The following is a 22,869-nucleotide window of genomic DNA, read 5'->3' on the forward strand; positions in this document are numbered from 1 at the left end:
GCGGAGGGGATGTGCACCGGCACGCGGACGGGCACGCACACACTCTCTCCGTGTGGTGACCGTGGGCCCAGGCGTCCGACCCGAAGTCTGCTGCTGCTCGTCGCTCCCCGGTGGTGACCCACCCGCTGCGCCAGTCGCGACCAGGAGAGCCTAGCAACACCGGCGCTCGGGTCGTCAGAGGTATCCACGCACCGTCGGGGCGTCGACCGTCGTCAGCGAGCAGGCGGCTCGATGAGGTCCCACGCACCGCCGTACAGGTCCTCGAACACCGCGACGGTGCCATAGGTCTCGTGGCGGGGCTCCTCGCGGAACCGCACCCCGTGCCGGGTCATCCGCGCGTGCTGGGCGGCGAAGTCGTCCGTCTCCAGGAAGAACGCGACGTCGCCACCCGCCTGCCGCCCGACAGGGGCGCTGTCACCGGCGAGAGCCAGCACGAGCCCGGTGCCACCGTCGGGAGGTCCGACGACGACGCGCCGCCACCCGTCGGGGAACGTCTCGTCCTGGCGGACCGTGAGCCCGAGGGCGTCGACGAAGAACGTCAGCGCCTCGTCGTGGTCGTGGACGAGGTAGGTGACGTCGCGCAGCCGGATCATCCGGCGAGCGTAGGGCTCCTCGCGGTCACGACGGCGCTCGGGCGGCGCGCCTCAACCTCGACGCCCCGCCGCCGATAGGAGATCAGAGACTGCGCAGTCCCGGGTCGTCGGCCCGGCCGCGTCCGGATCCCGCTGCGCGCGCCATCGCGCCTCGACGGTCCGGCCGGCCGGTGGCGTCGGTGCACCTCCGTGACCTCGGGGCCGTCTCGTGCCGCGCACGACGAGAGCAGTCCCTGGAGGAGACCGTGTTCCGCCGCACCACCACCACCGACCTCGACGACCGACGTTCCGAGGAGGGCCAGAACGTCGAGGCGATCAGCGCCGTCGTGGCGGCGCTCGACGGGATCGCCACGATCGAGCGGGCGGCCGCGGCCGTCCTCGACGTGGTGCGCGACCGGTTCGGCTGGACGTACGGCTCCTTCTGGGTGGTCGACCGGGATGCCGCCGTGCTGCGCTTCGCGCAGGAGTCCGGGACGACCAGCCCCGAGTTCCGCCAGGTCACGCTCGCGGCGACGTTCGCGGAGGGCGTCGGCCTGTCGGGCCGCGCCTGGCGGTCGCGCGACCTCGTGGTCGTCGACGACCTGGGCTCCGTCGACGACTGCGTACGGGCACCCGTGGCGCAGCAGGTGGGCATCCGGACGGCCGTGTGCTTCCCGGTCGTCGTCGACGGTGCCGTCGTCGCCACGATGGACTTCATGTCGTCGGACGGGTCCGGCGTCTCTCCGCAGCGCCGGGAGACGCTGCGGAGCATCGGCGTGCTGGTCTCCCAGATGGTCGCGCGGATCGCCGTCGCCCAGGAGCAGGCGGAGGCCGCGGCCGACCTGGCGTCGCTCAACCGGGTGCTGCGCGTGGTGACGACCGCGGGGACGCCGCAGGAGGCGCTCGAGGGCGCGCTCACGACGATCCGCGAGGGCTTCGGCTGGGAGTACGGCTCGTACTGGGCGCTCGACGCCGACGAGGGCGTCCTGCGCTTCGCCCTCGAGTCCGGCGACGCCGGGCAGGAGTTCCGCGACGTGACCCTTGCCGCGTCGTTCCGGGAGGGCGTGGGGCTGTCGGGCCGGGCGTGGCGCTCGCGCGACCTCGTCTTCGTCCAGGACCTGTCCCGGCTCAGCGACTGCGTGCGCGCCCCGGCGGCCGGCCGCGCCGGCGTGCGGTCCGGGGTGTGCCTGCCGATCCTGGTCGACGGGGCCGTCGTGGGGACGATGGACTTCTTCGCGACGAGGACCCTGACCCTGTCCGACGCGCGCGCCGACGCGCTGCGCAGCACCGCGTTCCTGCTCAGCCAGGCCTTCGCCCGGTTCCGGGCGGGCGACCGCCTCCGCGCCGCCGGCGAGCACCTCGTGGGCTCCATCCGGACGGTCGGCGAGAACGTCGCGGCCGCCGCGTCGGTGACCCGCGAGGGACGCACGCTCACGGCGGACGCGAACGACGACGTCGCGCGGCTGGGTCAGTCGAGCGCCGAGATCGTCGACATCGTCCGGCTCATCCAGCGCATCGCGGCGCAGACCAACCTGCTCGCGCTGAACGCCACGATCGAGGCCGCCCGCGCGGGTGCGGCCGGACGGGGCTTCGCCGTGGTCGCGAAGGAGGTCAAGGACCTCGCGACCGAGACCGCCCATGCGACGCAGGACGTCGACGAGCGCGTCCAGGCGATCCAGGGTCAGGTGACGAACGTCGTGCGTGCGCTGGCCGACATCCGGCGAGTGGTCGACAGCATCGGCGAGACGCAGACGACGATCGACGGCGTCCTCGCGGAGCAGGTGGCCGTCGCCGAGCGCATCACCGCCTGACGGGCACGGGCGGGGTCGCCGTCACCGGACGCCTGCGACGTCCGGGGTCTCGAGCACGTGCGGACGGGACCTCGGCTGGCGCCCCTTCCAGGGCGGGGTCGACTGACGGCGGCTCAGCGATCGACCTCGATGGCGGACACCCGGAACCCGGACTCGGAGTCGCCGCTCATGGCCATCCCCAGAGCGACAGGACCGTCTCCGGTCTCGCCGGACCACGTGCACACGACTCCGACCGGCTCCTGCGCGCAGCTCTCGAGCTGGAGACGGGGGTCGGCCATCACGTGGGGCAGGCCGTCGACCACACCGGCGCGCCCATAGGCCTCGACCTGCACCTCGTCCTGGCGCGTCCACCCGTCGTAGACGCACGCGCTCGCCTGCTCGGCACCTACGGGCCCCGTCGGCGGGACGGGGCAGTCGAACGACGTCGGCGCGGTGGCAGCAGGCGTGCTCGCGTCCCGCGCGGCGCCGTCGAGCCCGCTCGCGCACCCGGACAGGCCGAGGCCCAGCGCGCCCGACAGCAGGAGAGCCACCGTGGGCGGCCGGACCGGTGTCATGCTGCGCACGGTAGCGCGTGGCCCCGAGCGGTCTTCCCGCGCGCTCGCCGTCCCTCCGACCGGGTGGCCCCTCGTCGACGAGGAACTTCCGGGTCCGGGCGCCGGTCGGCGTGACGGGCGCGTCAGGCAGGCGGTTCGAAGACGGCGAGCCAGCGGCGCAGGAGGTGCTCGAGCTGGTCGACGTCGGCCGGGTCGAGCGCGTCGAGAAGGCGGCGCTCGTTGGTCATGTGGTCGGTGAAGGCGGCGTCGATGACGTCGATCCCGTGCGGGGTGAGCGCGATGACCCGCGCGCGCGCGTCGCGGTCCGAGACCCGGCGCGTGACGAGGCCCGCCGCCTCGAGCCGGTCGACGCGCTTGGTCATCGCGCCGCTGGTGACGAGCGTGTTCGCGCACAGGTCGCCAGGCGTGCGCTCGTACGGCGCACCGGCACGCCGGAGGGTGGCGAGGACGTCGAAGTCGCCCTCCCCCAGCCCGTGCTTCCGGTAGACGGCGACGAGCTCGTCGGTGACGTGGTTGGCGACGCGGCTCAGGCGCCCGATGACGCCCTGCGGGCGGACGTCGAGGTCAGGGCGCTCGTGCCGCCACGCGGCCTGGATCAGGTCGAGGCGGTCGGGGCCGCTGTCCTGGCCGGTCGGCGACGAGCGCGCGACGCGCGCGGCGGTGCGAGGCGTCGGATCCACGTCGGTCATGGGTCGATCTTATCTTCCACGGAAGGTATGTTGTCTTCCGTGGAAGACAAATCGCTCCGCTGGTCGCTCGTCACGGCGATCGCGCCGCTCACGTGGGGCACCACCTACTACGTCACCAAGCACGCGCTCCCCGCCGACGCCCCGCTCTGGGGTGCCGTCCTGCGCGCGCTCCCCGCGGGTCTCGTCCTGCTGCTCGTCGTCCGACGCCTCCCCCGCGGCTCGTGGTGGTGGCGGTCGCTCGTGCTGGGCACGCTCTCGATGGGCGCGTTCTTCGCCCTCATCTACGTGGCAGCACAGCTCCTGCCGTCGTCGGTCGCGTCGACCGTCATGGCGACCTCGCCCGTCGTGATGATGCTCGTCGCGTGGGCGCTGCTCGCGCAGAAGCCGCGCGTGCTGGCACTCGCGGGCGCCGGGCTCGGCGTCGTCGGCGTCGCCGCGATGCTGCTCACCGGCGGCGCGGAGATCCGGCCGCTCGGGGTCGCCGCCTCCGTCGCGGCGATGCTCATGTCCAGCGTCGGCTTCGTCCTCGCGACGCGGTGGGCCGACGGGGTCGACGTCGTCTCGTCGACCGCCTGGCAGCTCGTCGCCGGTGGGCTCGTGCTCGTGCCGTTCGCGATCGCGGTCGAGGGCGCTCCCCCGGCGCTCGACGGCCGCGCGGTCCTCGGGTTCGCGTACGTGTCGCTCGTCGCCACGGCCGTCGCCTACCTCGCGTGGTTCAGCGGGCTCCGACGGCTGCCGGCCGGGACGGTCGGGCTCGTCGGGCTGCTCAACCCGGTCGCGGGGGTGCTCGTCGGCGTCCTCGTCGCGGGCGAGCACCTGGGCCCGCTGCAGGTCACCGGGATCGTCGTCGTGCTCGCCGGGGTCGTGCTCGGTCAGCCGGCCGTCGACCGCCTGCTCCGCGACCGGCGGGCGAGAGGCGGCGCCCCCGAGAGCGGCCCGGAGTCAGGTGGCGTCCCACAGCCCGCGGTAGAAGGCGGTCCGCACGGGGTCCGGCGCGATCCCGTAGGCGTCCAGTAGCGGCTCCTCGTACCCGGGGCCGTAGTTCCAGATCGTGCTGTAGGTCGCGACCGCGAGGTCGGCCCACCGGTCGGCGACCCCCAGCGCGCCCAGGTCGACGTGCGCGAGCCACGTGCCGTCGTCCGCGAGCAGCGTGTTGGGGGCGCACGCGTCGCCGTGGCAGACGACCAGCCGGTCGACGGGCGGGGGCGGACCGAGAGCCGCGCGCTCCGCCGACGGGCCGACCTCGCGCGCGTCGGCCGCCGCGACCCGCGCCTCGACGGTCCAGTCGAACGGGCAGTCCTCGACGGGCAGGGTGTCGTGCAGCGCCCGGAGGCCGGCGCCGATCGCGCGGACAGCGGTCAGCGGCTCGGCGACCCACCGCTGGTCGACCGCGCTGCGACCGGCCAGCGGGTGCGTGACCAGCCACGAGCCCTCGTCGTCGGCTCCCGCCTCCAGCACGGTCGGCACCGGCGTGAGCGGCGCGGCCCAGCGCAGGCGCGCGACCTCGGCGTCGAGATCCAGCGGCACACCCGCCGGCACCCACTTGACGAACCGCTCGGGCTCGTCGAGCAGGAACGTCAGGCCGCCGAGCTCGTTGCGCCAGACCACCTCGCGCACCCCGCCCATGCCCTGCACGACGTGCGGCACGATCGCGGGGTCGACGGGACGCCCGGCGAGCTCGGCACCCGCGATCGGAAGCCGACCCGACGTCACGCGTCAGGCCTCGGCGCGGTCGTCGTCCCCGAGCATCTTGCGCAGGTACGCGTACGTGAGGTCGCCCGCGGTCTGGTCGTGCTGGTGCTCGTAGCCCTGGCTCTCGTACAGCGCGATGTTGTGCAGCGAGTCGCGCCCGGTGAACACCCAGACCTCCTCGATGCCGTCCGGCAGGTACGGCAGGATCGCCATGAGCAGGCGCGTGCCGACTCCCTTGCCCTGCAGGTCGGGGGCCACGGCGAACCGGCCGAGCGTCGCCTTCGTGCCTTCGACCACCACGCGGATCGAGCCGATCAGGCGGTGGCCGGACCACGCGCCGAGCGTGATGACGCCGTCGGCGCCGAGGTCGTCACGGAGCTCGTCGAGGGTCTGCGTGAGGGGCGGGATGTTCGGGTCGCCGTACTGCTGGGCCTCGGTGACGAACGCGGCGCGGCGGAGCGTGAGGAGCTCTCCGGCGTCGTCGAGGGTGACCGTACGGATGTCCAGGTCGGCCTGCGTCATGCCGTCATCGTCTCAGCCCGTCGCGCGGGCGCACTACTCTCGGGGTCGTGTCCGACGCCGTGTCTCAGCATGCAGATGAGCCCACCCACTGGGTCCTGACCCTGTCCTGCCCCGACCGTCCCGGGATCGTCCGGGCCGTCGCGGGCGTGCTCGCGGACCACGGGGGCAACATCACCGAGTCGCAGCAGTTCGGGGACCCGCTGTCGGGGCTGTTCTTCATGCGCGTGCAGGTGTCGGCGTTCGCGCCGCGCGAGGTGCTCGAGGGCGCGATGGCGACCGTCGCGCGCACGTTCGCCATGACGTGGTCGCTCGACGTCGTCGGCCGGCCGGTCCGCACGCTCGTCATGGGCTCGACCGCGGCGCACTGCCTCAACGACCTCGCGTTCCGCCAGCGGTCCGAGAAGCTGCCCGTCGACCTCGTCGCGGTCGTCTCCAACCACACGGCGCTGGCGCCGCTCGCCGAGTTCTACGGCATCCCGTTCCACCACGTGCCCGTCACGTCGGCCACCAAGGCCGCCGCCGAGGCGCGGCTGCTCGAGCTCGTCGAGGAGCTCGACGTCGAGCTCGTCGTCCTCGCCCGCTACATGCAGATCCTCTCCGACGACCTGTGCCGCCGCCTCGAGGGCCGCGTCATCAACATCCACCACTCGTTCCTGCCGTCGTTCAAGGGGGCCCGCCCCTACGCGCAGGCGCACGACCGCGGCGTCAAGCTCATCGGCGCGACCGCGCACTACGTCACCGGCGACCTCGACGAGGGGCCGATCATCGAGCAGGACGTCGAGCGGGTCGACCACACGCGCGCCGTCGACGACCTCGTCGCGCTGGGCCAGGACGTCGAGCGGCGCGCCCTCGCGCGGGCCGTGCGGTGGCACGCCGAGCACCGCGTCCTGCTCGACGGGCACCGGACGATCGTCTTCCGCTGACGGCGTCCGTCATTCGCCGGCCGTCCGCGCCCGGTGCACGACGTCGCAGGTCAGGGCCGCACGGCGAATCGTTTCGCCGCCCCGACCCGCGTTGACCCCCTCGACCGGCTCGCCGATGCTCGACGAGCCGCCCTCCCTCACGCGTGGGCCGGCTCCCGCATCCCTGGGTCGAGGAGGACTCGATGACGTCGACGCGCGCACCCCTGCGCAGATCCGTGGCCGTGCTCGCGGCGCTCGCTGCCGCACTGGTCGGGCTGCTCGCCACGATGCTCACCTCGGCCGCACCCGCGAGAGCCGCGTCGCTGCAGGAGGTGACGAGCTTCGGCAGCAACCCGGGCGGCCTGCGGATGTTCCTCTTCGTGCCCGACAACCTCCCCGCACGCCCCGCGGTGCTCGTCGTCAACCACTACTGCACGGGGTCCGCGCAGGCGATGTACTCGGGCGCGCAGTTCGACGAGCTCGCCACCCGGTACGGCTACATCGTCGTGTACCCGTCGACGAACCGACCCGGTTCGTGCTTCGACGTGTCGTCGAGCGAGGCGCTCAAGCACGGCGGTGCGAGCGACCCGACGAGCATCGTCTCGATGGTCCGGTACGTGCAGCAGCGATGGACGACGGACACGAGCCGGGTGTTCGCGACGGGTGTCTCGTCGGGCGCGATGACGACGCAGGTCCTGCTCGCGACGTACCCCGACGTGTTCGCCGCCGGGTCGGCGTTCGCCGGAGTGCCTGCCACGTGCTTCTCGACGTCGGGTCCGCCGCCGGGCACGACGTCCCAGGCGGGCTGGAACAGCGACTGCGCACAGGGGCGTCTGACGCGGACCGCGCAGCAGTGGGGCGACCTCGCGCGGGCCGCCTACCCCGGGTACACCGGCCCCCGTCCGCGCGTGCAGCTGTGGCACGGCACGCAGGACGACACGCTCAGCTACGTGCAGCACGGCGAAGCCGTCAAGCAGTGGACGAACGTGCTGGGCCTCTCCGCGACGCCGTCGTCGACCGAGACGACCGGGAACATCACCCGCACCCGGTTCGGCGGCACGGGCGACCGTGCGCCGCTCGAGGCGAACAGCCTCTCCGGCGTCGGCCACAACCTCCCCGTCGATGCCGCGGCGGCGATCCGGTTCTTCGGGCTCGACCAGCCGACGACCCCCACGCCCACGACGCCGGCGCCGACGACGCCGGTCCCGACGCCCACCGCGACCACGCCGACGCCGCCCGTCCCGACGGACTGGCCGACGCTGCCGCAGCCCACAGCCACCTCGGGCCCGGCGACGTGCACCGTGGCGTGGTCGGTCAACCAGTGGAACACCGGATTCACCGCGAACGTCACCATCACCAACCTGGACTACGCGCCTGCGAGCGGCTGGCAGCTCACGTGGCGGTGGACCGCGGGCCAGAAGGTGACGCAGGCGTGGAGCTCGACGGTCACGCAGACGGGTGATGTGGTCGTCGCGAACAACGCCGCGTGGAACGCGACCATCCCCGTGGGCGGCAGCGTCCAGATCGGCTTCAACGCCACGCACACGGGCAGCAACCCGCCGCCCGCGGACCTGAAGCTCAACGGCCGGGCCTGCGCCCGGGCCTGACCGACACCCGGTCCTGACATGACGACGGGCCCGCACCCCCCTGCGGTGCGGGCCCGTCGTCATGCGTCCCTGCGGCGTCGTGGCACCGAGGGGGTCGGTTCCCCTACGGCGTCGTGGCGCCGAGGGTGTACGAGCCGGAGCCCGCGTAGGCGTAGACGCCGTACCGGTACTGGCCGGCCGTCCCGTTGTAGGTGATCGACTCGTCGGCGCTCGACGAGGTGGCCGACGCGACCGAGGCCCATGCCGACCCGTTCCACTTCTGCAGGTACAGGTCGAAGTCGCTGCCCGTCGGGCCGTCGAGGCAGAGCCGGATGGTGCCGCTCGTCGACACCGTCACGTAGCTGCCGGTCGGCTGGATCGCCGAGCGCCCGGTGCTGAGCGAGCCCGTGTAGGTACGCGCCAGGTTGTTGCAGCCGGTGGGCGGCGGGTTCTGGCCGCCTCCCGAGGTGACAAGCGTGAGGCCGTAGGCGGACAGCGCCTCGTTGACGGGCTGGAAGTACGTCGTCCCGCCGGACGAGCAGTTGCCGGACCCGCCGGACGTCATGCCCTGCGCCTGGTTGCCCGCGACGAGCGAGCCGCCGGAGTCACCGGGCTCGGCGCACACGTTGGTGCGGATGAGTCCGGACACGCTGCCCTGCGCGTAGTTGACCGTGGCGTTGAAGGCCTGGATGGTGCCGCAGCGCCAGCCCGTCGTGGAGCCGGAGCGGCAGACCGACGAGCCGACCGTCGCCTGCGTGGAGCCCGCGACGGCGACGGTGCCGCCGCTGTAGTTGTTGACGGCGCCGATCGGCGTGTTCCCCGACGCGACGCGCACCCACGCGTAGTCGTTGCCCGGGAAGCTCGACCCGGCGAACGTGCCGGACGGGCTGGTCGTGGTCGCGCCCGTGCGCCCGCAGTGGCCGGCGGTGACGAAACCGCCGGTGACGGCGAAGCCGACCGAGCATCGCGACGAGCCGCCGATGTAGTACGCGTTGCCGCCGATGACGTCGATCAACGTGCGCGGTGCTTCGTCGGTCTCGACGACGCGGACGGCGTCCGCGGGGACGCCTGCGGCGGCGACGAGGTCGCGGGCCTGGGCGACGGCGCCGGCGGTCGCGTTGACGACGACCGAGTTCGTGGCGACGTCCACGTACCAGGACGGGACGGTCGAGGCGGCGGGGGCGAGCGCGGCGTCGAGCCCGGCCTTGTACGCGTCGAGGTCGGCGAGCGAGTGTCGGGCGACGACCGGCCGGGCACCGGCGGCGCGGATCGCGGGGCCGTCGGCGGCGTCCGTCACGGCGACGTGCAGGACGTTCGCCTTGGCGTCGACCCACGCGCCCGCGTAGTCGGCGCCGAGGCGGGCCGACAGCCGCTGCTCGGTCTCGGAGGCCCCGGCCTGGAACGCGAGCCGGTCACGGGCGGCACTGCCCGAGAGGCCGAGGTCGCGCTTCATCGCGTCGAGGACGCCGTTGGCGACCTTGGGCGCGGTGACGGGGGCGGGGGCGCCGACGTCGGGGTCGCTCGTGGCGGCCTGGGCGACGGCGGGGGCGAGCACCAGGGTGGTGGCGAGCCCGAGGGTGGCGAGGGTCTTCGAGTGCATGCGTCTCATGTCACAGCTCCGGTGAATAGGCGGATGACTGATGTCATTGGCATTGCGACTCGGATGCTACCCGCGGGTATCGAAAGAGTGAAACCCCCGTCGTCACCCTCGATCGACGACCGGCGATCAGTACGGTGCCGCCGTGACCGCCCGACCGACGCACGCGACGCCGTACCTCGCGCTGCTCGTCGGCTGGGCGGTCGTCTTCGGATGGGTCGTCGCCGGCACGACGCTCATGCAGCTCCCGCGCGACCTGGCGAGGCGCGACGACGCGCACCTGCTCGCGGAGCAGGGGTCGGAGGCGACGGCGGCAGGCGTGCGGCGGCACGTCACGCTCGGGCGCGGGTGGTACGTCGACCGCGTGACGGTGTCGTTCACGACGGCCGACGGCGAGATCACGGCCGTCCTCCGGCACGTCGAGGACACGGAACCCGCGCAACGACCCACCACCCGCGGTCCCTACCAGTACTGGGAGGACGCTCCGCCGGACTCCGTCTACGCCCCGCCTCTCGAGGTCGTCCACCTCCCGGGAGACCCGACGTTCGCGATGGCACAGCCCGACGTCGAGCGCTCGCTGACCGCGGCGAGCAGCGCACCGCTGACCTTGGCGCTGTGCCTCGCGCCGACCGCGGCAGTCCTGGCCGTCCCGCGGTCACGCCGAGCCGTCCGAGCCGCCCTGTCCGGCCTCCTGCGAGCCCGGGCGTGACGGAGGGCCCGCACCCCTCCTCAGGTGCGGGCCCTCCGTGTCCGGCGGCGCGGGGCGGGCGCTGCGGAACGCCCGCCCCGCGACCACATCAGCCGCCGAACCAGCCGATCAGCCACCTCCACGAGGCTGCCGGCCCGTTGCCGAACCACTCCTGCACGTCGTCCCACCAGCGGTGCGACGGCCCGTGCCCGTGGCCCGAGTCCTTCTCGACGAGCACCGCGACGGTCCGGGCGGGCACGGTCACCGTGCCGGTCGCCTTGTCCCAGGTGGTGCCCTTGACGACCGGGTCGCTCCCGCGCGCCTGGACCGTCGACAGCGTGTACTTGTCCCCCGCGAGCGCCGTGATCGTCTGCGTCGTCGCCTCGTCGGAGGCGTTGACGACGACGAGCAGCCCGTCGAGCTTCTTGTCGACGTCCTTGTCCCAGCGCCGCGTGTCGCGGTCCCAGCCGCCCTGGTCGGCGACGTGCATGACGACGACGCCGGGCGTGGCCTGCGGGCCGGAGTTCGGGAACGTCACCTTCTGCTCGATGAGGTCCGCCGACCCGAGCCGGAACAGCGGGGTCGAGAACCGCAGGCGGAGCAGGTCGTCGGCCGCCGCGGACGCCGCCTGGATGTCGGCGGGTGCCGGCTTGAGCGCCGGGTCCGACAGCAGCGGCTGCTGGAACGGCCACTTCGCCTCGTTGTCGGGACGCGGCGGCAGGCCGCGGCCGAACCCGTTGTCCTGCTTCGACGGGTCGAACGAGTTGAACCAGTCGCCCGAGTCGTAGGAGTTGCGGTCGAGAGACTTGCTGCGCAGCAGGTCGGCGCCCGCGTGCCAGAAGCTCGGCGTCTGGGCCAGCGCGGTGGTCGACAGCGACACGGTGTTCATCCGGACGCGGTCCGCCATCGTCGTGGCCTGCGGGAGCTTGTACGTGAGCGCGTCGAACAGCGTCTCGTTGTCGTGCGCGTCGACGTACGTGACGACCTCCTCGGGCGAGTCCGCGTAGCCCGCGGGCTGGCCGTTGTAGTCGAGCTCGTCGCCGCGCTTCACCGTGCCGTCCGACGCGAGCAGCCGGTACTCGCGCAGGTTGCCGGCCATCCCGAGCCGCACCAGGTCCGCCGCGTGCTGGACGCGGGCCAGCTGGTCCGCCTCGGAGCCGTTGGCCGCATCGCCGTTCGGGTCGGTGAACGCCCCGGAGCCGAAGCCCTGGATCCGCGGGTTCTCGTCGAACGGGCCGCCGCCGCGGACGGCGTCGCGCAGCCGGTCGGAGAACGTGCCGATCCCGGTGCCGCCGAGCTGCCCCTGCGTGGCCTGGTAGAAGAGCCGGTTGTCGGCGACCTCGCCGAAGTTCCAGCCCTCGCCGTACAGGTAGACCTTGCGGCCGTCGACGCCGTCCTTCTTCGGCGTGAGGTCGTCGAGCGCGTCCCGGACCGCCTCCATCGTGGACCGCGAGTGGTGGCCCATGAGGTCGAAGCGGAACCCGTCGACCTTGTAGTCACGAGCCCACGTGACGACCGAGTCGACCATCATCTTCTCGGCCATGCGGTGCTCGGTCGCGACGTTCTGGCAGCACGTGGACGTCTCGACCGCACCGGTCGCGTTCAGCCGGTGGTAGTAGCCGGGGACGACGCGGTCGAGGATCGACTTCGGGTCCTGGCCGCTCGCCGCGGTGTGGTTGAACACCTGGTCGAGCACGACCTGCAGGCCGTCGGCGTGCAGCGCCCCGACCATCGTGCGGAACTCCGCGACGCGCGCTCCCCCGTCGGCGTCGACCGCGTACGAGCCCTCGGGCGTCGTCCAGTGCAGCGGGTCGTAGCCCCAGTTGAAGCCGTCCTGCGCGGCCACCGCGGTGACGCACGCCTGCTGCTCGGGCGAGTCCGGCGGGAACGACGCGAGGTCGCACTGCGGCACGGCCTGGTCGGCCCGGGCCTCGGGGATCGTCGCGATGTCGAACGTCGGCAGCAGGTGCACCGTCGTGAGGCCCGCGTCGGCGAGCTCGCGCAGGTGCTGGCGGCCGGCGCCGTCCGTGGCGAAGGCGAGGTAGGTGCCGCGCTTCGCCTCGGGGACCGTCGGGTCCGAGATGCTGAAGTCGCGCACGTGCAGCTCGTAGATCGTCTGGTCGACGGGCCTCACGACCGGCTGCTTGGCCTTCTCCCACTGCTTGGGTCGGTAGTCCTTGTCCGCGAGGTCGACCAGCACCGAGTGCGTGCTGTCCAGCGTGAGCGCGACCGAGTACGGGTCGGTCACGCGGTTGACCTCGACGGCGTCCGTCGTCGGCGCGTAGACCGTGACCTCCCAGAGGTAGGCGGCGCCCGCCCACTTCTTCGTGCCCTCGACCGTCCAGGTGCCGTCCTTCTGGCGCTTCGCGTCGACGGTCTGCGGCTCGCCGCTCGTGTCGACCCCGCCGGACTTCTTCGCCGGCCACAGCAGGAGGTTCACGTCCTGGGCCGTCGGGGCCCACAGCGCGAGCGTCGGGACGCCCTTGCGCCAGGTCGTGCCGAGGGTGCGGTCGTCGGCCGAGTCCGCGTACAGGTCGTCGAGCACGCCGGGGATCTGCACCCCGGTCGCGGCCTGCAGCGCGCCGTCGGCGGCCTCCTGCGTGACGAGCAGCTCGCCGCGCAGCAGCTCACGAGCCTCGTCGGCGGACGCGTCGACGTGCAGCGCGAGGTAGCCCTCGAGCGCCGGGAAGCGCTCGAGCTGCGCGTCGCTGAGCCCGGCCGCGTCGTACGTGAGGTCCACCGTCGTCGTCGCGCCGGACACGGAGCCGTCGGTCACGCCGAGCGAGCCGTCGGGCGCGCCGTGCAGGCGCCACGTCGAGGCGGCCGGGTCGGCTGCCCACTCGGCGGGCCAGGCGATCGTCTCCGCGTCGATCCACTGCGCCCGCTCCTCGCCCGTCCCGGGCAGGCCCGGATCGGCAGCCTCGACGGTGAGGACGTGCGTCGCGAGGACGTAGGAGAACGTCACGGGCTTGCCGTCGGCGACGGTGAACGGGATGTTCGCGCCGCCCGGTGCGCCGCCCGCGCCGTAGTTCTCGGTCCACGACAGGTTGTGCGCCACCTTGGCCTCGTACGAGCCGGCCGGGATGTCGTCGGTCGTGAACGTGTAGGTGCCGTCGCCGTCCGGGTCCTGCAGCCACGTCTTGAGGCAGTCAGGCGACCAGTCGGCCGCGCAGCCCAGCTCGGAGTTGTGCGAGCCCGGGACCGTGAGGATCGGCCCCTGCGCCGTCGACGTGAACCAGTGCGTGACCGGGTCGTAGTAGAACGTCACCGCGGTCGGCGCCGCCAGCGTGTAGGTGACGTTCGCACCGTCGCGCACGCCGCCCGCGCCGTAGTTCTCGGTCCACGAGCCGCCGATGGCGACCTTGTACTCGTACGTGCCGGCGGGCAGCGTGAACGTGCCCGCGTACACGCCGTCGGCGCGGTAGGTCAGGCGCGCGGTCTCGCACGCCGGTGCCCAGTCGCCCGCGCAGCCCATCTCGCTGTTGTGGCTGCCCGGCACCGACACCACCAGGTCGCCCGGGTCCGGGCCCTCGTCCACGTCGCCGTCGACCCGGATGCCGACGCTGCCGAAGGTCGACGCCGCCGACCGGTGGCCGGCCGCGTCGACCGTGACCGCGCGGTACTCGACGAGCGTGCCGCGCTCGAGGCCCGTGACGTCGTGGTAGACGCGCGGGCTCGTCGTCTCGGACGTGCCGAGCGCGGTCCACCCGTCGTCTCCGACGACGCGGTAGGCGAACGACGTCTGGCTCCACACGTCGTCCGCGACGTCGGCACCCACGGGGGCGACGCCGCTCACGGCCCCGCCCGCGCCGGGCACGTCGAGCGCGACCGGGCCGGCCGCCGCCGGGGCGCCGACCGTCGCGCCCGCCCGCAGGACGACCGCCGACAGCGCCGGGATCGTGAGCGACACCGTGCCGTCCGCCGCAGCCGCGACCGTGCCGGTCGTGCCGTACAGCCCGGTGAAGGTCGCACCGGGGGTGAGCGTGTCGACCGTGACCGTCGCGGGCGCGGTGCCGTTGTTGAGCGCCACGAGGTGCTCGACCTTCTCCGACTCGTCGACGCGCGAGAACGCGTAGACGTTGCCGTCCGAGTAGCGCTCGATCTGCGCGCCGGTGCGCAGCGCGGGCGTCTCGGCCCGCAGCGCCGCGAGGTCGGCGATCGTCCGGTACAGCACCGTGTCGGTGTCGTAGCGGTCGACCGACCCGGCCGTCGTGCCGTCGAGCAGCGCCTGGTCCGCGTACTCGTCGACCTGCGTGGCGAACAGCGACTGGCGCGCGTCCTTGTCCGTGCCGTCCAGCGAGCCGTCGCCGACGAAGCCCTGCTCGTCGCCGTAGTAGACGACCGGCTGGCCGCGGGTCAGGTACATGAGCGCGTGCGCGAGCTGCGAGCGCGCCTGCGGGTCGGAGGCGTCCTTCACGAAGTGGCCGATGCGGCCCATGTCGTGGTTGCCGAGGAACGTGGGCAGCGCCTGCGCGTTCGACGTCGGGGTCGTGTAGTAGTCGTCGCCTGCGAACAGCGTCGAGAGCGCCTCGGCCGACGACGAGCCGCCCGCGTACCCCGCGGCGGCGGACTGGAACGTGAAGTCGAGGACCGCGTTCATGTCCGTGCGGCGCATGTACGGCGACAGCTTCGCCGGGTCCGCGTCGTACACCTCGCCGAACATGAAGAAGTCCGGGTTGCCGACCGACGCGGCGTGCTCGCCGATCGCGGTCGCCCACTGCTGCCAGAACTCGAAGTTCACGTGCTTCGCGGTGTCGATGCGGAAGCCGTCGATGCCGAGGTCGACCCACGCCTCGTAGACGTCCTCGAAGCCCTGCACGACGCGCGGGTCCTCGGTCATGAGGTCGTCGAGGCCGGAGAAGTCGCCGTACGTGACGGACTCACCCGTCCAGGTCGAGTTGCCGCGGTTGTGGTAGACCGTCGGGTCGTTGAGCCAGGCCGGGACCTTGCGGTCGGCGTCGGCCGGGTCGATCACCGGCGTGTACGGGAACGACGTCGCGGGGTCGAGCGTCGGGAAGTCGTCCGTGCCCGCGTAGTCCGCCGGGTCGAACGGCGTGCCGTCCGCCGTGCGGTACGGGTCGTCGGCCTGCTCGACGTAGCCGTACTCCCCCTCGGCGTAGTCGATGACGTCCGCCGTGTGGTTCGTGATGATGTCGAAGTACACGTCGATGCCGCGCGCGTGCGCGTCGTCGATGAGCGCCTCGAGCTCGGCGTTGGTGCCCAGGTGCGGGTCGATCTGCGTGAAGTCCGTGATCCAGTACCCGTGGTACCCGGCGGAGGCGTCGGCGCCCGTGCCCTGCACGGGGTTGTTCTTGAACGACGGGGTCAGCCAGATCGCCGTCGTACCGAGCCCGGCGATGTAGTCGAGGCGCTCGCGCAGGCCCGCGAGGTCGCCACCCTGGTAGAAGCCCTTGTCCGTCTTGTCGAGGCCCGTGACCAGCCGGTCCCCCGTGAGGCCGCCCGTGTCGTTCGACGGGTCCGCGTTCGCGAACCGGTCCGTCATGACGAAGTAGAAGCTCTTGCCGGCACCCGGGTCGCGCACGGGCTCGGCGACGAGGTCCGCGTCCTCGTCCGTGTAGCCGCCGCCCAGACCGAGCGGCGTGACGGACGTGCGGTGCGTCGCGTCGTCGTACGTCACGCGCAGCGTCGTCGCGCCCGCGAGCACGAGCGGGCTGTTGTCGCCCGAGCCGTCGACGCCGTACGACGCGTCCCACGTGTCGTCCAGCGCGACCTTGTACTCCCACGTGCCCGCGGGGACCTCGAAGTCGGCGGTGAACGTGCCGTCACCGACGGGGGTCAGCTCGGTCGCGTCGCAGGCGGGCTGCCAGTCGTCGGCGCAGCCGAGCTCGGACTGCAGGCTGCCGACGAGGGCCGCGCTGGTCGCGGCGGCGGTGGCGGGGGCTGCCGCGGCGAGCGCGGCGGTGCCGACGAGGCCGGTGGCGAGCGTGAGGGCGGTGACGCCGGCGACGGTCCGGCGGGTGGTGGTCGTGCGGTGTCTCGGAGGGGCAGAGGGGCGGCGCGACATGGCGACTCCTTCGTCGGCCCGGCACGGCGGTGTGGCGGGACGTCGCGACCGTACATTCTTGCTGCAAGTTGCAGCAAGGGTTTCGGGCCAATCGGTCCAGCGGACACGGACCGGACATCCCCACGAACGCGCACCAGTCCAGCACGCGGCCCGGCGGACCGCCCGTCGAGCGGCCCCCCCTGCCGTCAGTCCGAGCCCAACAGCTCCGCCCACCCGGTCCGGAGCTCCTCCGACACGACGGCGTCGTCCACCTCCACGACCTTGTCCCGGCTCGTCGTCCCCGAGACGAGCGTCACGTGACGGCGTCGCACTCCGAGCGCCCCGGCGAGCGCGACGAGCGCCGCCTCGGTCGCCGCACCGTCGACCGCGCGCTCCTGCACCGCGACGACCAGCCGGTCACCGCGCCGGCCCCCGACGCGGGTCCGCGACGCCCCCGGCTTCACGCGGATCGCGATACGCACGCCCGCCCCCGTCGGCTCGTCCTCACGCCGCACGTGCGTGCGGCAGCCCTGGCGATCGAGGGCGTCACACGAGGCCGAGCGCGCGGACCGCCTCGCGCTCCTCGACGAGCTCGGCGACGGACGCGTCGATGCGGGCGCGCGACGCCTCGTCGATCTCGAGGTCGGGCACGATCTGCCACTCGCCCCCCGACGACGTCACCGGGAACGACGACACGAGCCCCTCGGGCACGCCGTACGACCCGTCCGACACGATGCCGGCCGACGTCCAGTCCCCGTCGGCCGTGCCGTGCACCCAGGTGTGCACGTGGTCGATCGCGGCGTTGGCCGCCGACGCGGCCGACGAGGCTCCACGCGCCTCGATGATCGCGGCGCCGCGCTTGGCGACCGTCGGGATGAACGTGTCGCTCAACCAGGCGTCGTCGCCGACGACCTCGCGCGCCGGACGGAACCCGATCGTCGCGTGGGACACGTCGGGGTACTGCGTCGCGGAGTGGTTGCCCCAGATGGTGACGCGGCGGATGTCGTCGACGGACGCGCCCGTGCGCGCGGCGAGCTGGGCGACCGCCCGGTTGTGGTCGAGGCGCGTCATCGCCGTGAAGCGCGCGGCGGGCACGTCGGGGGCGTGCTGCGCGGCGATCCATGCGTTGGTGTTGGCGGGGTTGCCCACGACGAGGACGCGCACGTCGTCCGCCGCGCCGGCGTTGATCGCGGCACCCTGCGGGCCGAAGATCCCGCCGTTCGCGGACAGCAGGTCGCCGCGCTCCATGCCCGCGGTGCGCGGACGGGCGCCGACGAGCAGCGCGACGTTCACCCCGTCGAACGCGGCGGTCGCGTCGTCGTGGATGTCGATGCCCGCGAGCAGCGGGAACGCGCAGTCGTCGAGCTCCATCGCGGTGCCCTCGGCGGCCTTGACGGCCTGCGGCACCTCGAGCAGCCGCAGCCGGACGGGTGTGTCGGGGCCCAGCAGCTGCCCGGACGCGACCCGGAACAGCAGCGCGTAGCCGATCTGGCCGGCGGCCCCCGTGACGGTGACGTTGACAGGCTGGCTGGCGGGCACGGCTGCTCCTCGGGGACGACGACGGCGGCGGCCCCGGTCGGGGCTACCCGCACGCTACCCGGACCCGGGCGCGCGCGAAGGGCGGCACCCCACGGGATGCCGCCCTTCGTCGTCGTGCGTGCCGAGGTCAGCCCAGGCGCGCCTGCAGGTTCTCGTCGAGCGCGGCGAGGAACTCCTCGGTCGTCAGCCAGGCCTGGTCCGGGCCGATGAGCAGCGCGAGGTCCTTCGTCATCTTGCCGCTCTCGACGGTCTTGATGACGACGTCCTCGAGCGTCTCCGCGAACTGCGTGACCTCGGGCGTCGCGTCCAGCTTGCCGCGGTGCTTGAGGCCACCGGTCCACGCGAAGATCGACGCGATGGGGTTGGTCGACGTGGGCTTGCCCGCCTGGTACTGGCGGTAGTGGCGCGTGACGGTGCCGTGCGCGGCCTCCGCCTCGACGGTCTTGCCGTCCGGCGTCATGAGGACCGACGTCATGAGGCCGAGCGAGCCGAAGCCCTGCGCGACCGTGTCGGACTGCACGTCGCCGTCGTAGTTCTTGCACGCCCAGACGTAGCCGCCCTCCCACTTCATGGCCGCGGCGACCATGTCGTCGATGAGGCGGTGCTCGTAGGTCAGCCCGGCGGCGTCGAAGTCCGCCTTGAACTCGGCGTCGAACACCTCCTGGAAGATGTCCTTGAACTGGCCGTCGTAGGCCTTGAGGATCGTGTTCTTGGTCGACAGGTAGACCGGGTAGCCGCGCTGCAGGCCGTACGCGAACGACGCGCGCGCGAAGTCACGGATCGACTCGTTGAAGTTGTACATGCCCATCGCGACGCCGCCCTCGGCCGGGTACGTCACGACCGTCTGGTGGATCGGCTCGGAGCCGTCCTCCGGGGTGTAGGTGAGGGTCAGCGTGCCGGCGCCGGGGACCTTGAAGTTGGTCGCCTTGTACTGGTCGCCGTGGGCGTGACGGCCGATGATGATCGGCTTGTTCCAGCCCGGGACCAGGCGCGGGATGTTGCTGATGATGATCGGCTCGCGGAACACGACGCCGCCGAGGATGTTGCGGATCGTGCCGTTGGGCGAGACCCACATCTTCTTGAGGCCGAACTCCTCGACGCGCGCCTCGTCGGGCGTGATCGTCGCGCACTTGACGCCGACGCCGTGCTCCTTGATGGCGTGCGCCGCGTCGATCGTCACCTGGTCGTCGGTGGCGTCGCGGTTCTGGATCGACAGGTCGTAGTAGCGCAGGTCGATGTCGAGGTACGGGTGGATCAGGCGGTCCTTGATGAACTGCCAGATGATGCGCGTCATCTCGTCGCCGTCGAGCTCGACGACCGGGCCGACGACCTTGATCTTCGCCATGCGGTGGGTCTCCTGTGCCGTGGGGAGGGCCCTGGCGGGCCCGGGGGCCGGCGCCTCGCGCACGCGGGGGCACGCAGCGGCCGGCGGTGTCCGCGGACAAGATTACTCGACATCAAGAGATCTCGGTGACCGGACGACCTCGCGATACCGCGCCCCCGCTCAGGCCAGGCTGGCATGCTGGCCCCCATCAGCAACGGCGCAGCGGGTTGGCCGGCCCGGCCCGCGCACGCGCCCGCGGACACGTACTCACGACAGGACCGACATGTCCCACGACACGCCTGACCAGACCGCCGGCGCGCCCGACGAGAAGGCCGCCGCCGGCCCCGCCCCCACGGACGCGACCGCCGCCGCCCCGCAGGCCGACGCGACCGCCGCCGCACCCGCCCCGGAGGCACCGGCCGCCGCCGCGACGGGGTTCGCGAAGCCCGGCGACACCCCCGGCACGCCCGCCGTGCCGCCCGTCCCGGCCGCCGAGAGCGATGACGAGGTCGACGCCTACGTGGTCCCCGCGGGCACGTTCGTCACCACCGGCCCCGGCCTGCTCGCGCGGCTCGGTGCCGAGGCGTTCGGCACGTTCCTGCTGGTCCTCGCCGGTGTCGGCACGGCTCTGTACGCCGCGGTGACGCAGGCCGGTCCGCTCGCCGTCGCGCTGGCCTTCGGCATCGCGCTGTTCGCCGGCATCTCTGCGGTGGGTCACGTCTCAGGCGGTCACTTCAACCCGGCCGTGACGTTCGGCGCCGTGCTCGCGGGCCGCACGCAGTGGAAGGACCTAGTCCCCTACTGGCTCGCGCAGATCATCGGCGCGGCGGCGGCCGTCGCAGTGCTGTTCGTCGTCGTGACGACACTGCCCGCGCTCGCGGACCAGGAGAAGGGCTTCTTCTCGGCCACGGCAAACGGGTACGCCGCGCACTCGCCGATCGCCGCGCAGGCCGGCGAGGGCTTCTCGTGGATCGGCGCCGGGCTCATCGAGCTCGTCGTGACCGCCGTGTTCGTCGGCGTCATCCTCGGCGCGACCGACCGCCGCTCGACGTCGAACGCCGCGCCCGCCGCGATCGGCCTCGCTCTCGGTGCACTGATCCTCGTCGCGATCCCCGTGACCAACGCGTCACTCAACCCCGCCCGGTCGCTCGCCACGGCGCTGCCGATCTTCTCGGACTCGTGGGCCATCGAGCAGGTCTGGTTGTTCTGGGTGGCCCCGCTCCTCGGTGCCGCGATCGCCGCGCTCCTCTACCGCGCCTTCGCGTCGGAGCCGGTCGAGGACAACCTGTTCGAGGAGGACGACGTCTACGTCACGACCGACGACGTGCTCGTCGTCGAGGACCGCAAGGCCTGACCGCACGTCACGACGGGCCCGGCTCCCCACGGGGGGCCGGGCCCGTCGTCGCGTCGGCCCTCGGTCGCGGGGCGTCGGCACGACGGGGCTCGGGCACCCCGACGACAGCGCATCCGGGCCCAGGCGCCCGGCGGCAGCGGGTCGGGGCTCAGGCGCCCGGCGGGAGCGAGTGGGCGAGGACGCCCAGCGAGAGCGCGGCGCCGAACAGCAGCACCAGGTCGATCGGCTTGGAGCGGACCGAGATCGCGACCGGCCCGGGCGACGGCCACGCCGCGCGCACGACGCCGCACAGCGCCATGACTCCCGCGAGCGTGTACGCCCCGGCGCGGGCACCGACGACGAACGCGACGAGCACGGACAGCAGCACGCCGGCGCTCGTCCACCACAGCGACGCGTTGCGTGCGGCGTCGAGCGACGCGCGAGCGATCGCGCGCGGGTCGAGCGGGGCTTCCTCGACGGGGATCGGGCCGGTCGCCGGGGGCACGTCGGGCTCGGCCGACGACGACTCGTGCGTCATCCGCGGCCACTGCGGTCCGACCCGCTCCTGCACCATCGATCAGCCTCCCGACGGGAGACTACCGTTGCGCGGGTGACGTCCTGGACCCCCGCCGCGCCCGAGCCCCGCAGCACCGCGCGGACGGCGGACGGGGGCAGCGGCGGACCGGCGGTCCCCCCGCGCGACGTGCTGGTCGTCGGCGCAGGGCTCGCCGCCACGCAGACCGTCGCCGCGCTGCGCGAGCGCGGGTACGACGGGCGCGTCGTCGTCCTGGGTCGCGAGGGGGTCGCGCCCTACGACCGGCCCCCGCTGTCCAAGCACCTGCTCGACCGCACGGCACCCACGTGGCTCACCGACGAGGTCGGGGCGGACCTGACGGCGCTCGCCGACGAGGTGCACCTCGCCCGGCCCGCCCGCGCGCTGCGGGTGACCGGCGACCGGCCGGCCGTCGCGACGGACGACGGCGAGGTCGAGGCCGACGCGCTCGTCGTCGCGACCGGCGCGCACGCGGCCGTGCCCGCCGGCTGGCAGGCCGCCCTCACGCTCCACACATGGGCCGACGCGCAGGTGCTGCGCGCCGCGGTCGGCGCGGGGCGACGTCTGGTCGTGGTCGGCGCGGGCTGGATCGGCGCCGAGGTCGCGGGCGTGGTGGCCGCTGCGGGCGGCCACGTGACCGTCGTCGAGGCCGCGGCCACGCCGCTGTCCGCCGCGCTGGGCGCGCACGTCGGCGCGCTGACCGCCCCCTGGTACGCGGCGGCGGGCGTGCGGCTGCTCACGGGCGCGCAGGTCGTCGAGGTGCGCCCCGACCGGGTGCGGCTCGCCGACGGCACGGAGCTCCCCGCCGACGCGGTCCTCGCGGCGGTGGGCGCACGCCCGGCGACGGGCTGGCTCGGCGACGCGCTCCCCCGGGAGGCCGACGGCGCGCTGCGGGTCGACGAGACGCTCGCCGTGATCGGTGCGCCGCGGCACGTCCGCGCGGTCGGGGACGTCACGGTGCGCCGGTCCGCGCGGCACGGGTGGGTTCCGGGCGGGCACTGGGACGGTGCGCTGCGCACGCCCGCGGTCCTCGCCGCCGACCTGCTCGGGGCGGACGGGCCCGTCGACGACCCGGCGCCGTACGTCTTCTCGACGCAGCTCGGTCACGAGCTCGCGCTGTTCGGGCTGCCCGACGCGGGCGACGACGTCGAGCTGCGCGGCGACCCCGCCGACGGCGCCGGCTGGAGCGCGCTGTGGTTCCGCCCCGGCACCGGGACGTGCAGCGCGGTGCTCACGGTCGACCGTCCGCGCGACGTGGGCGCCGCACGTCGGCTGTTCGGCGCGGCGTCGCTGCCCGTGCTCGACCGCGCGACCGCGCGCGACGCCGGTCGAGGGCTGCGCGAGGCCGCGCTCGTCTGAGGGAGCGTCCGACGTGGCTCGGCGGCGGCCGGGTCGGGCGACGCACCGCACGTCCGTCGCCGGCGGCCGCGTCGGGCCCGCCGCGTCTCGACTCCTGGCGGCCGCGTCGAGCACCCGCAGTCCCGCGTCGCCCGACGCGCCGCG

The 22,869-nt window shown here is 73.5% G+C and carries 18 protein-coding genes and 1 riboswitch; of the genes, 7 read left to right on the plus strand and 11 right to left on the minus strand.

Annotation, left to right across the window (positions count from 1 at the left end; translation table 11 throughout):
- Positions 1-58: 58 nt before the first annotated feature.
- Positions 59-148, minus strand: a riboswitch (ZMP/ZTP riboswitch).
- A gap of 64 nt (positions 149-212) precedes the next feature.
- Positions 213-593, minus strand: coding sequence for a VOC family protein (locus GXP71_RS10680; protein ID WP_162352641.1), 381 nt, complete (start codon positions 591-593; stop codon positions 213-215).
- Between the two features lie 245 nt (positions 594-838).
- Here GXP71_RS10680 and GXP71_RS20555 point away from each other — a divergent pair, with 245 nt between their 5' ends.
- Positions 839-2,383 carry a GAF domain-containing protein gene (locus GXP71_RS20555; protein WP_162352642.1) on the plus strand — a complete coding sequence of 515 codons (1,545 nt, stop codon included), beginning with the start codon at positions 839-841 and terminating at the stop codon, positions 2,381-2,383.
- A gap of 113 nt (positions 2,384-2,496) precedes the next feature.
- Here the strand turns inward: GXP71_RS20555 and GXP71_RS10690 are convergent, their stop codons facing one another.
- Both GXP71_RS10690 and GXP71_RS10695 read right to left on the minus strand, forming a co-directional pair.
- Positions 2,497-2,937 (minus strand): hypothetical protein, encoded by a 441-nt coding sequence (locus GXP71_RS10690; protein ID WP_162352643.1) that lies wholly within the window; start codon positions 2,935-2,937, stop codon positions 2,497-2,499.
- A 122-nt stretch (positions 2,938-3,059) separates the two neighbouring features.
- Positions 3,060-3,626 carry a MarR family winged helix-turn-helix transcriptional regulator gene (locus tag GXP71_RS10695; protein ID WP_162352644.1) on the minus strand — a complete coding sequence of 189 codons (567 nt, stop codon included), beginning with the start codon at positions 3,624-3,626 and terminating at the stop codon, positions 3,060-3,062.
- Between the two features lie 39 nt (positions 3,627-3,665).
- On the opposite strand from GXP71_RS10695, the gene GXP71_RS10700 reads away from it, so the two are divergent.
- Positions 3,666-4,643, plus strand: coding sequence for a DMT family transporter (locus GXP71_RS10700; RefSeq protein ID WP_238402377.1), 978 nt, complete (start codon positions 3,666-3,668; stop codon positions 4,641-4,643).
- Here GXP71_RS10700 and GXP71_RS10705 read toward each other — a convergent pair.
- Both GXP71_RS10705 and GXP71_RS10710 read right to left on the minus strand, forming a co-directional pair.
- Entirely contained in the window at positions 4,569-5,252 is a 684-nt protein-coding gene (locus GXP71_RS10705) for an aminoglycoside 3'-phosphotransferase (protein WP_162354307.1), read from the minus strand. The genes GXP71_RS10700 and GXP71_RS10705 overlap by 75 nt on opposite strands.
- Positions 5,253-5,342: 90 nt before the next feature.
- Complete coding sequence (locus tag GXP71_RS10710) at positions 5,343-5,840, minus strand: GNAT family N-acetyltransferase (RefSeq protein ID WP_162352645.1); 498 nt, start codon at positions 5,838-5,840, stop codon at positions 5,343-5,345.
- 47 nt (positions 5,841-5,887) lie between these two features.
- Here GXP71_RS10710 and purU point away from each other — a divergent pair, with 47 nt between their 5' ends.
- Both purU and GXP71_RS10720 read left to right on the plus strand, forming a co-directional pair.
- Positions 5,888-6,763, plus strand: a complete 876-nt coding sequence (purU, locus tag GXP71_RS10715) for a formyltetrahydrofolate deformylase (protein WP_124343671.1) — start codon at positions 5,888-5,890, stop codon at positions 6,761-6,763.
- Between the two features lie 182 nt (positions 6,764-6,945).
- Positions 6,946-8,349, plus strand: coding sequence for a PHB depolymerase family esterase (locus GXP71_RS10720; RefSeq protein WP_162352646.1), 1,404 nt, complete (start codon positions 6,946-6,948; stop codon positions 8,347-8,349).
- A gap of 103 nt (positions 8,350-8,452) precedes the next feature.
- Here GXP71_RS10720 and GXP71_RS10725 read toward each other — a convergent pair whose 3' ends face one another.
- Complete coding sequence (locus GXP71_RS10725) at positions 8,453-9,928, minus strand: alpha-lytic protease prodomain-containing protein (RefSeq protein ID WP_255490110.1); 1,476 nt, start codon at positions 9,926-9,928, stop codon at positions 8,453-8,455.
- 142 nt (positions 9,929-10,070) lie between these two features.
- On the opposite strand from GXP71_RS10725, the gene GXP71_RS10730 reads away from it, so the two are divergent.
- Positions 10,071-10,634: a hypothetical protein gene (locus GXP71_RS10730; RefSeq protein ID WP_162352648.1), complete on the plus strand. Its 564-nt coding sequence runs from the start codon at positions 10,071-10,073 to the stop codon at positions 10,632-10,634.
- 88 nt (positions 10,635-10,722) lie between these two features.
- Here the strand turns inward: GXP71_RS10730 and pulA are convergent, their stop codons facing one another.
- The 4 genes from pulA to GXP71_RS10750 form a co-directional block, all read right to left on the minus strand.
- Complete coding sequence (pulA, locus tag GXP71_RS10735) at positions 10,723-16,638, minus strand: pullulanase-type alpha-1,6-glucosidase (RefSeq protein ID WP_162352649.1); 5,916 nt, start codon at positions 16,636-16,638, stop codon at positions 10,723-10,725.
- Between the two features lie 185 nt (positions 16,639-16,823).
- A complete protein-coding gene (locus GXP71_RS10740; RefSeq protein WP_162352650.1) occupies positions 16,824-17,099 on the minus strand; it encodes a DUF167 domain-containing protein in 276 nt (91 codons plus the stop codon).
- Between the two features lie 64 nt (positions 17,100-17,163).
- The gene (locus tag GXP71_RS10745) at positions 17,164-18,156 is read right to left on the minus strand and encodes a malate dehydrogenase (RefSeq protein ID WP_162352651.1); all 993 of its coding nucleotides are present in this window, start codon (positions 18,154-18,156) and stop codon (positions 17,164-17,166) included.
- A gap of 127 nt (positions 18,157-18,283) precedes the next feature.
- Positions 18,284-19,501 (minus strand): NADP-dependent isocitrate dehydrogenase, encoded by a 1,218-nt coding sequence (locus GXP71_RS10750; RefSeq protein WP_162352652.1) that lies wholly within the window; start codon positions 19,499-19,501, stop codon positions 18,284-18,286.
- Between the two features lie 262 nt (positions 19,502-19,763).
- Here GXP71_RS10750 and GXP71_RS10755 point away from each other — a divergent pair, with 262 nt between their 5' ends.
- The gene (locus tag GXP71_RS10755; RefSeq protein ID WP_162352653.1) at positions 19,764-20,834 is read left to right on the plus strand and encodes an aquaporin; all 1,071 of its coding nucleotides are present in this window, start codon (positions 19,764-19,766) and stop codon (positions 20,832-20,834) included.
- A gap of 148 nt (positions 20,835-20,982) precedes the next feature.
- Here the strand turns inward: GXP71_RS10755 and GXP71_RS10760 are convergent, their stop codons facing one another.
- The gene (locus GXP71_RS10760; RefSeq protein WP_162352654.1) at positions 20,983-21,387 is read right to left on the minus strand and encodes a DUF3017 domain-containing protein; all 405 of its coding nucleotides are present in this window, start codon (positions 21,385-21,387) and stop codon (positions 20,983-20,985) included.
- A 36-nt stretch (positions 21,388-21,423) separates the two neighbouring features.
- Here GXP71_RS10760 and GXP71_RS10765 point away from each other — a divergent pair, with 36 nt between their 5' ends.
- Positions 21,424-22,725: an NAD(P)/FAD-dependent oxidoreductase gene (locus GXP71_RS10765; protein ID WP_238402378.1), complete on the plus strand. Its 1,302-nt coding sequence runs from the start codon at positions 21,424-21,426 to the stop codon at positions 22,723-22,725.
- Positions 22,726-22,869: the final 144 nt, after the last annotated feature.

The organism is Cellulomonas sp. H30R-01 (assembly GCF_010119915.1).
Classification (GTDB): domain Bacteria; phylum Actinomycetota; class Actinomycetes; order Actinomycetales; family Cellulomonadaceae; genus Cellulomonas; species Cellulomonas algicola.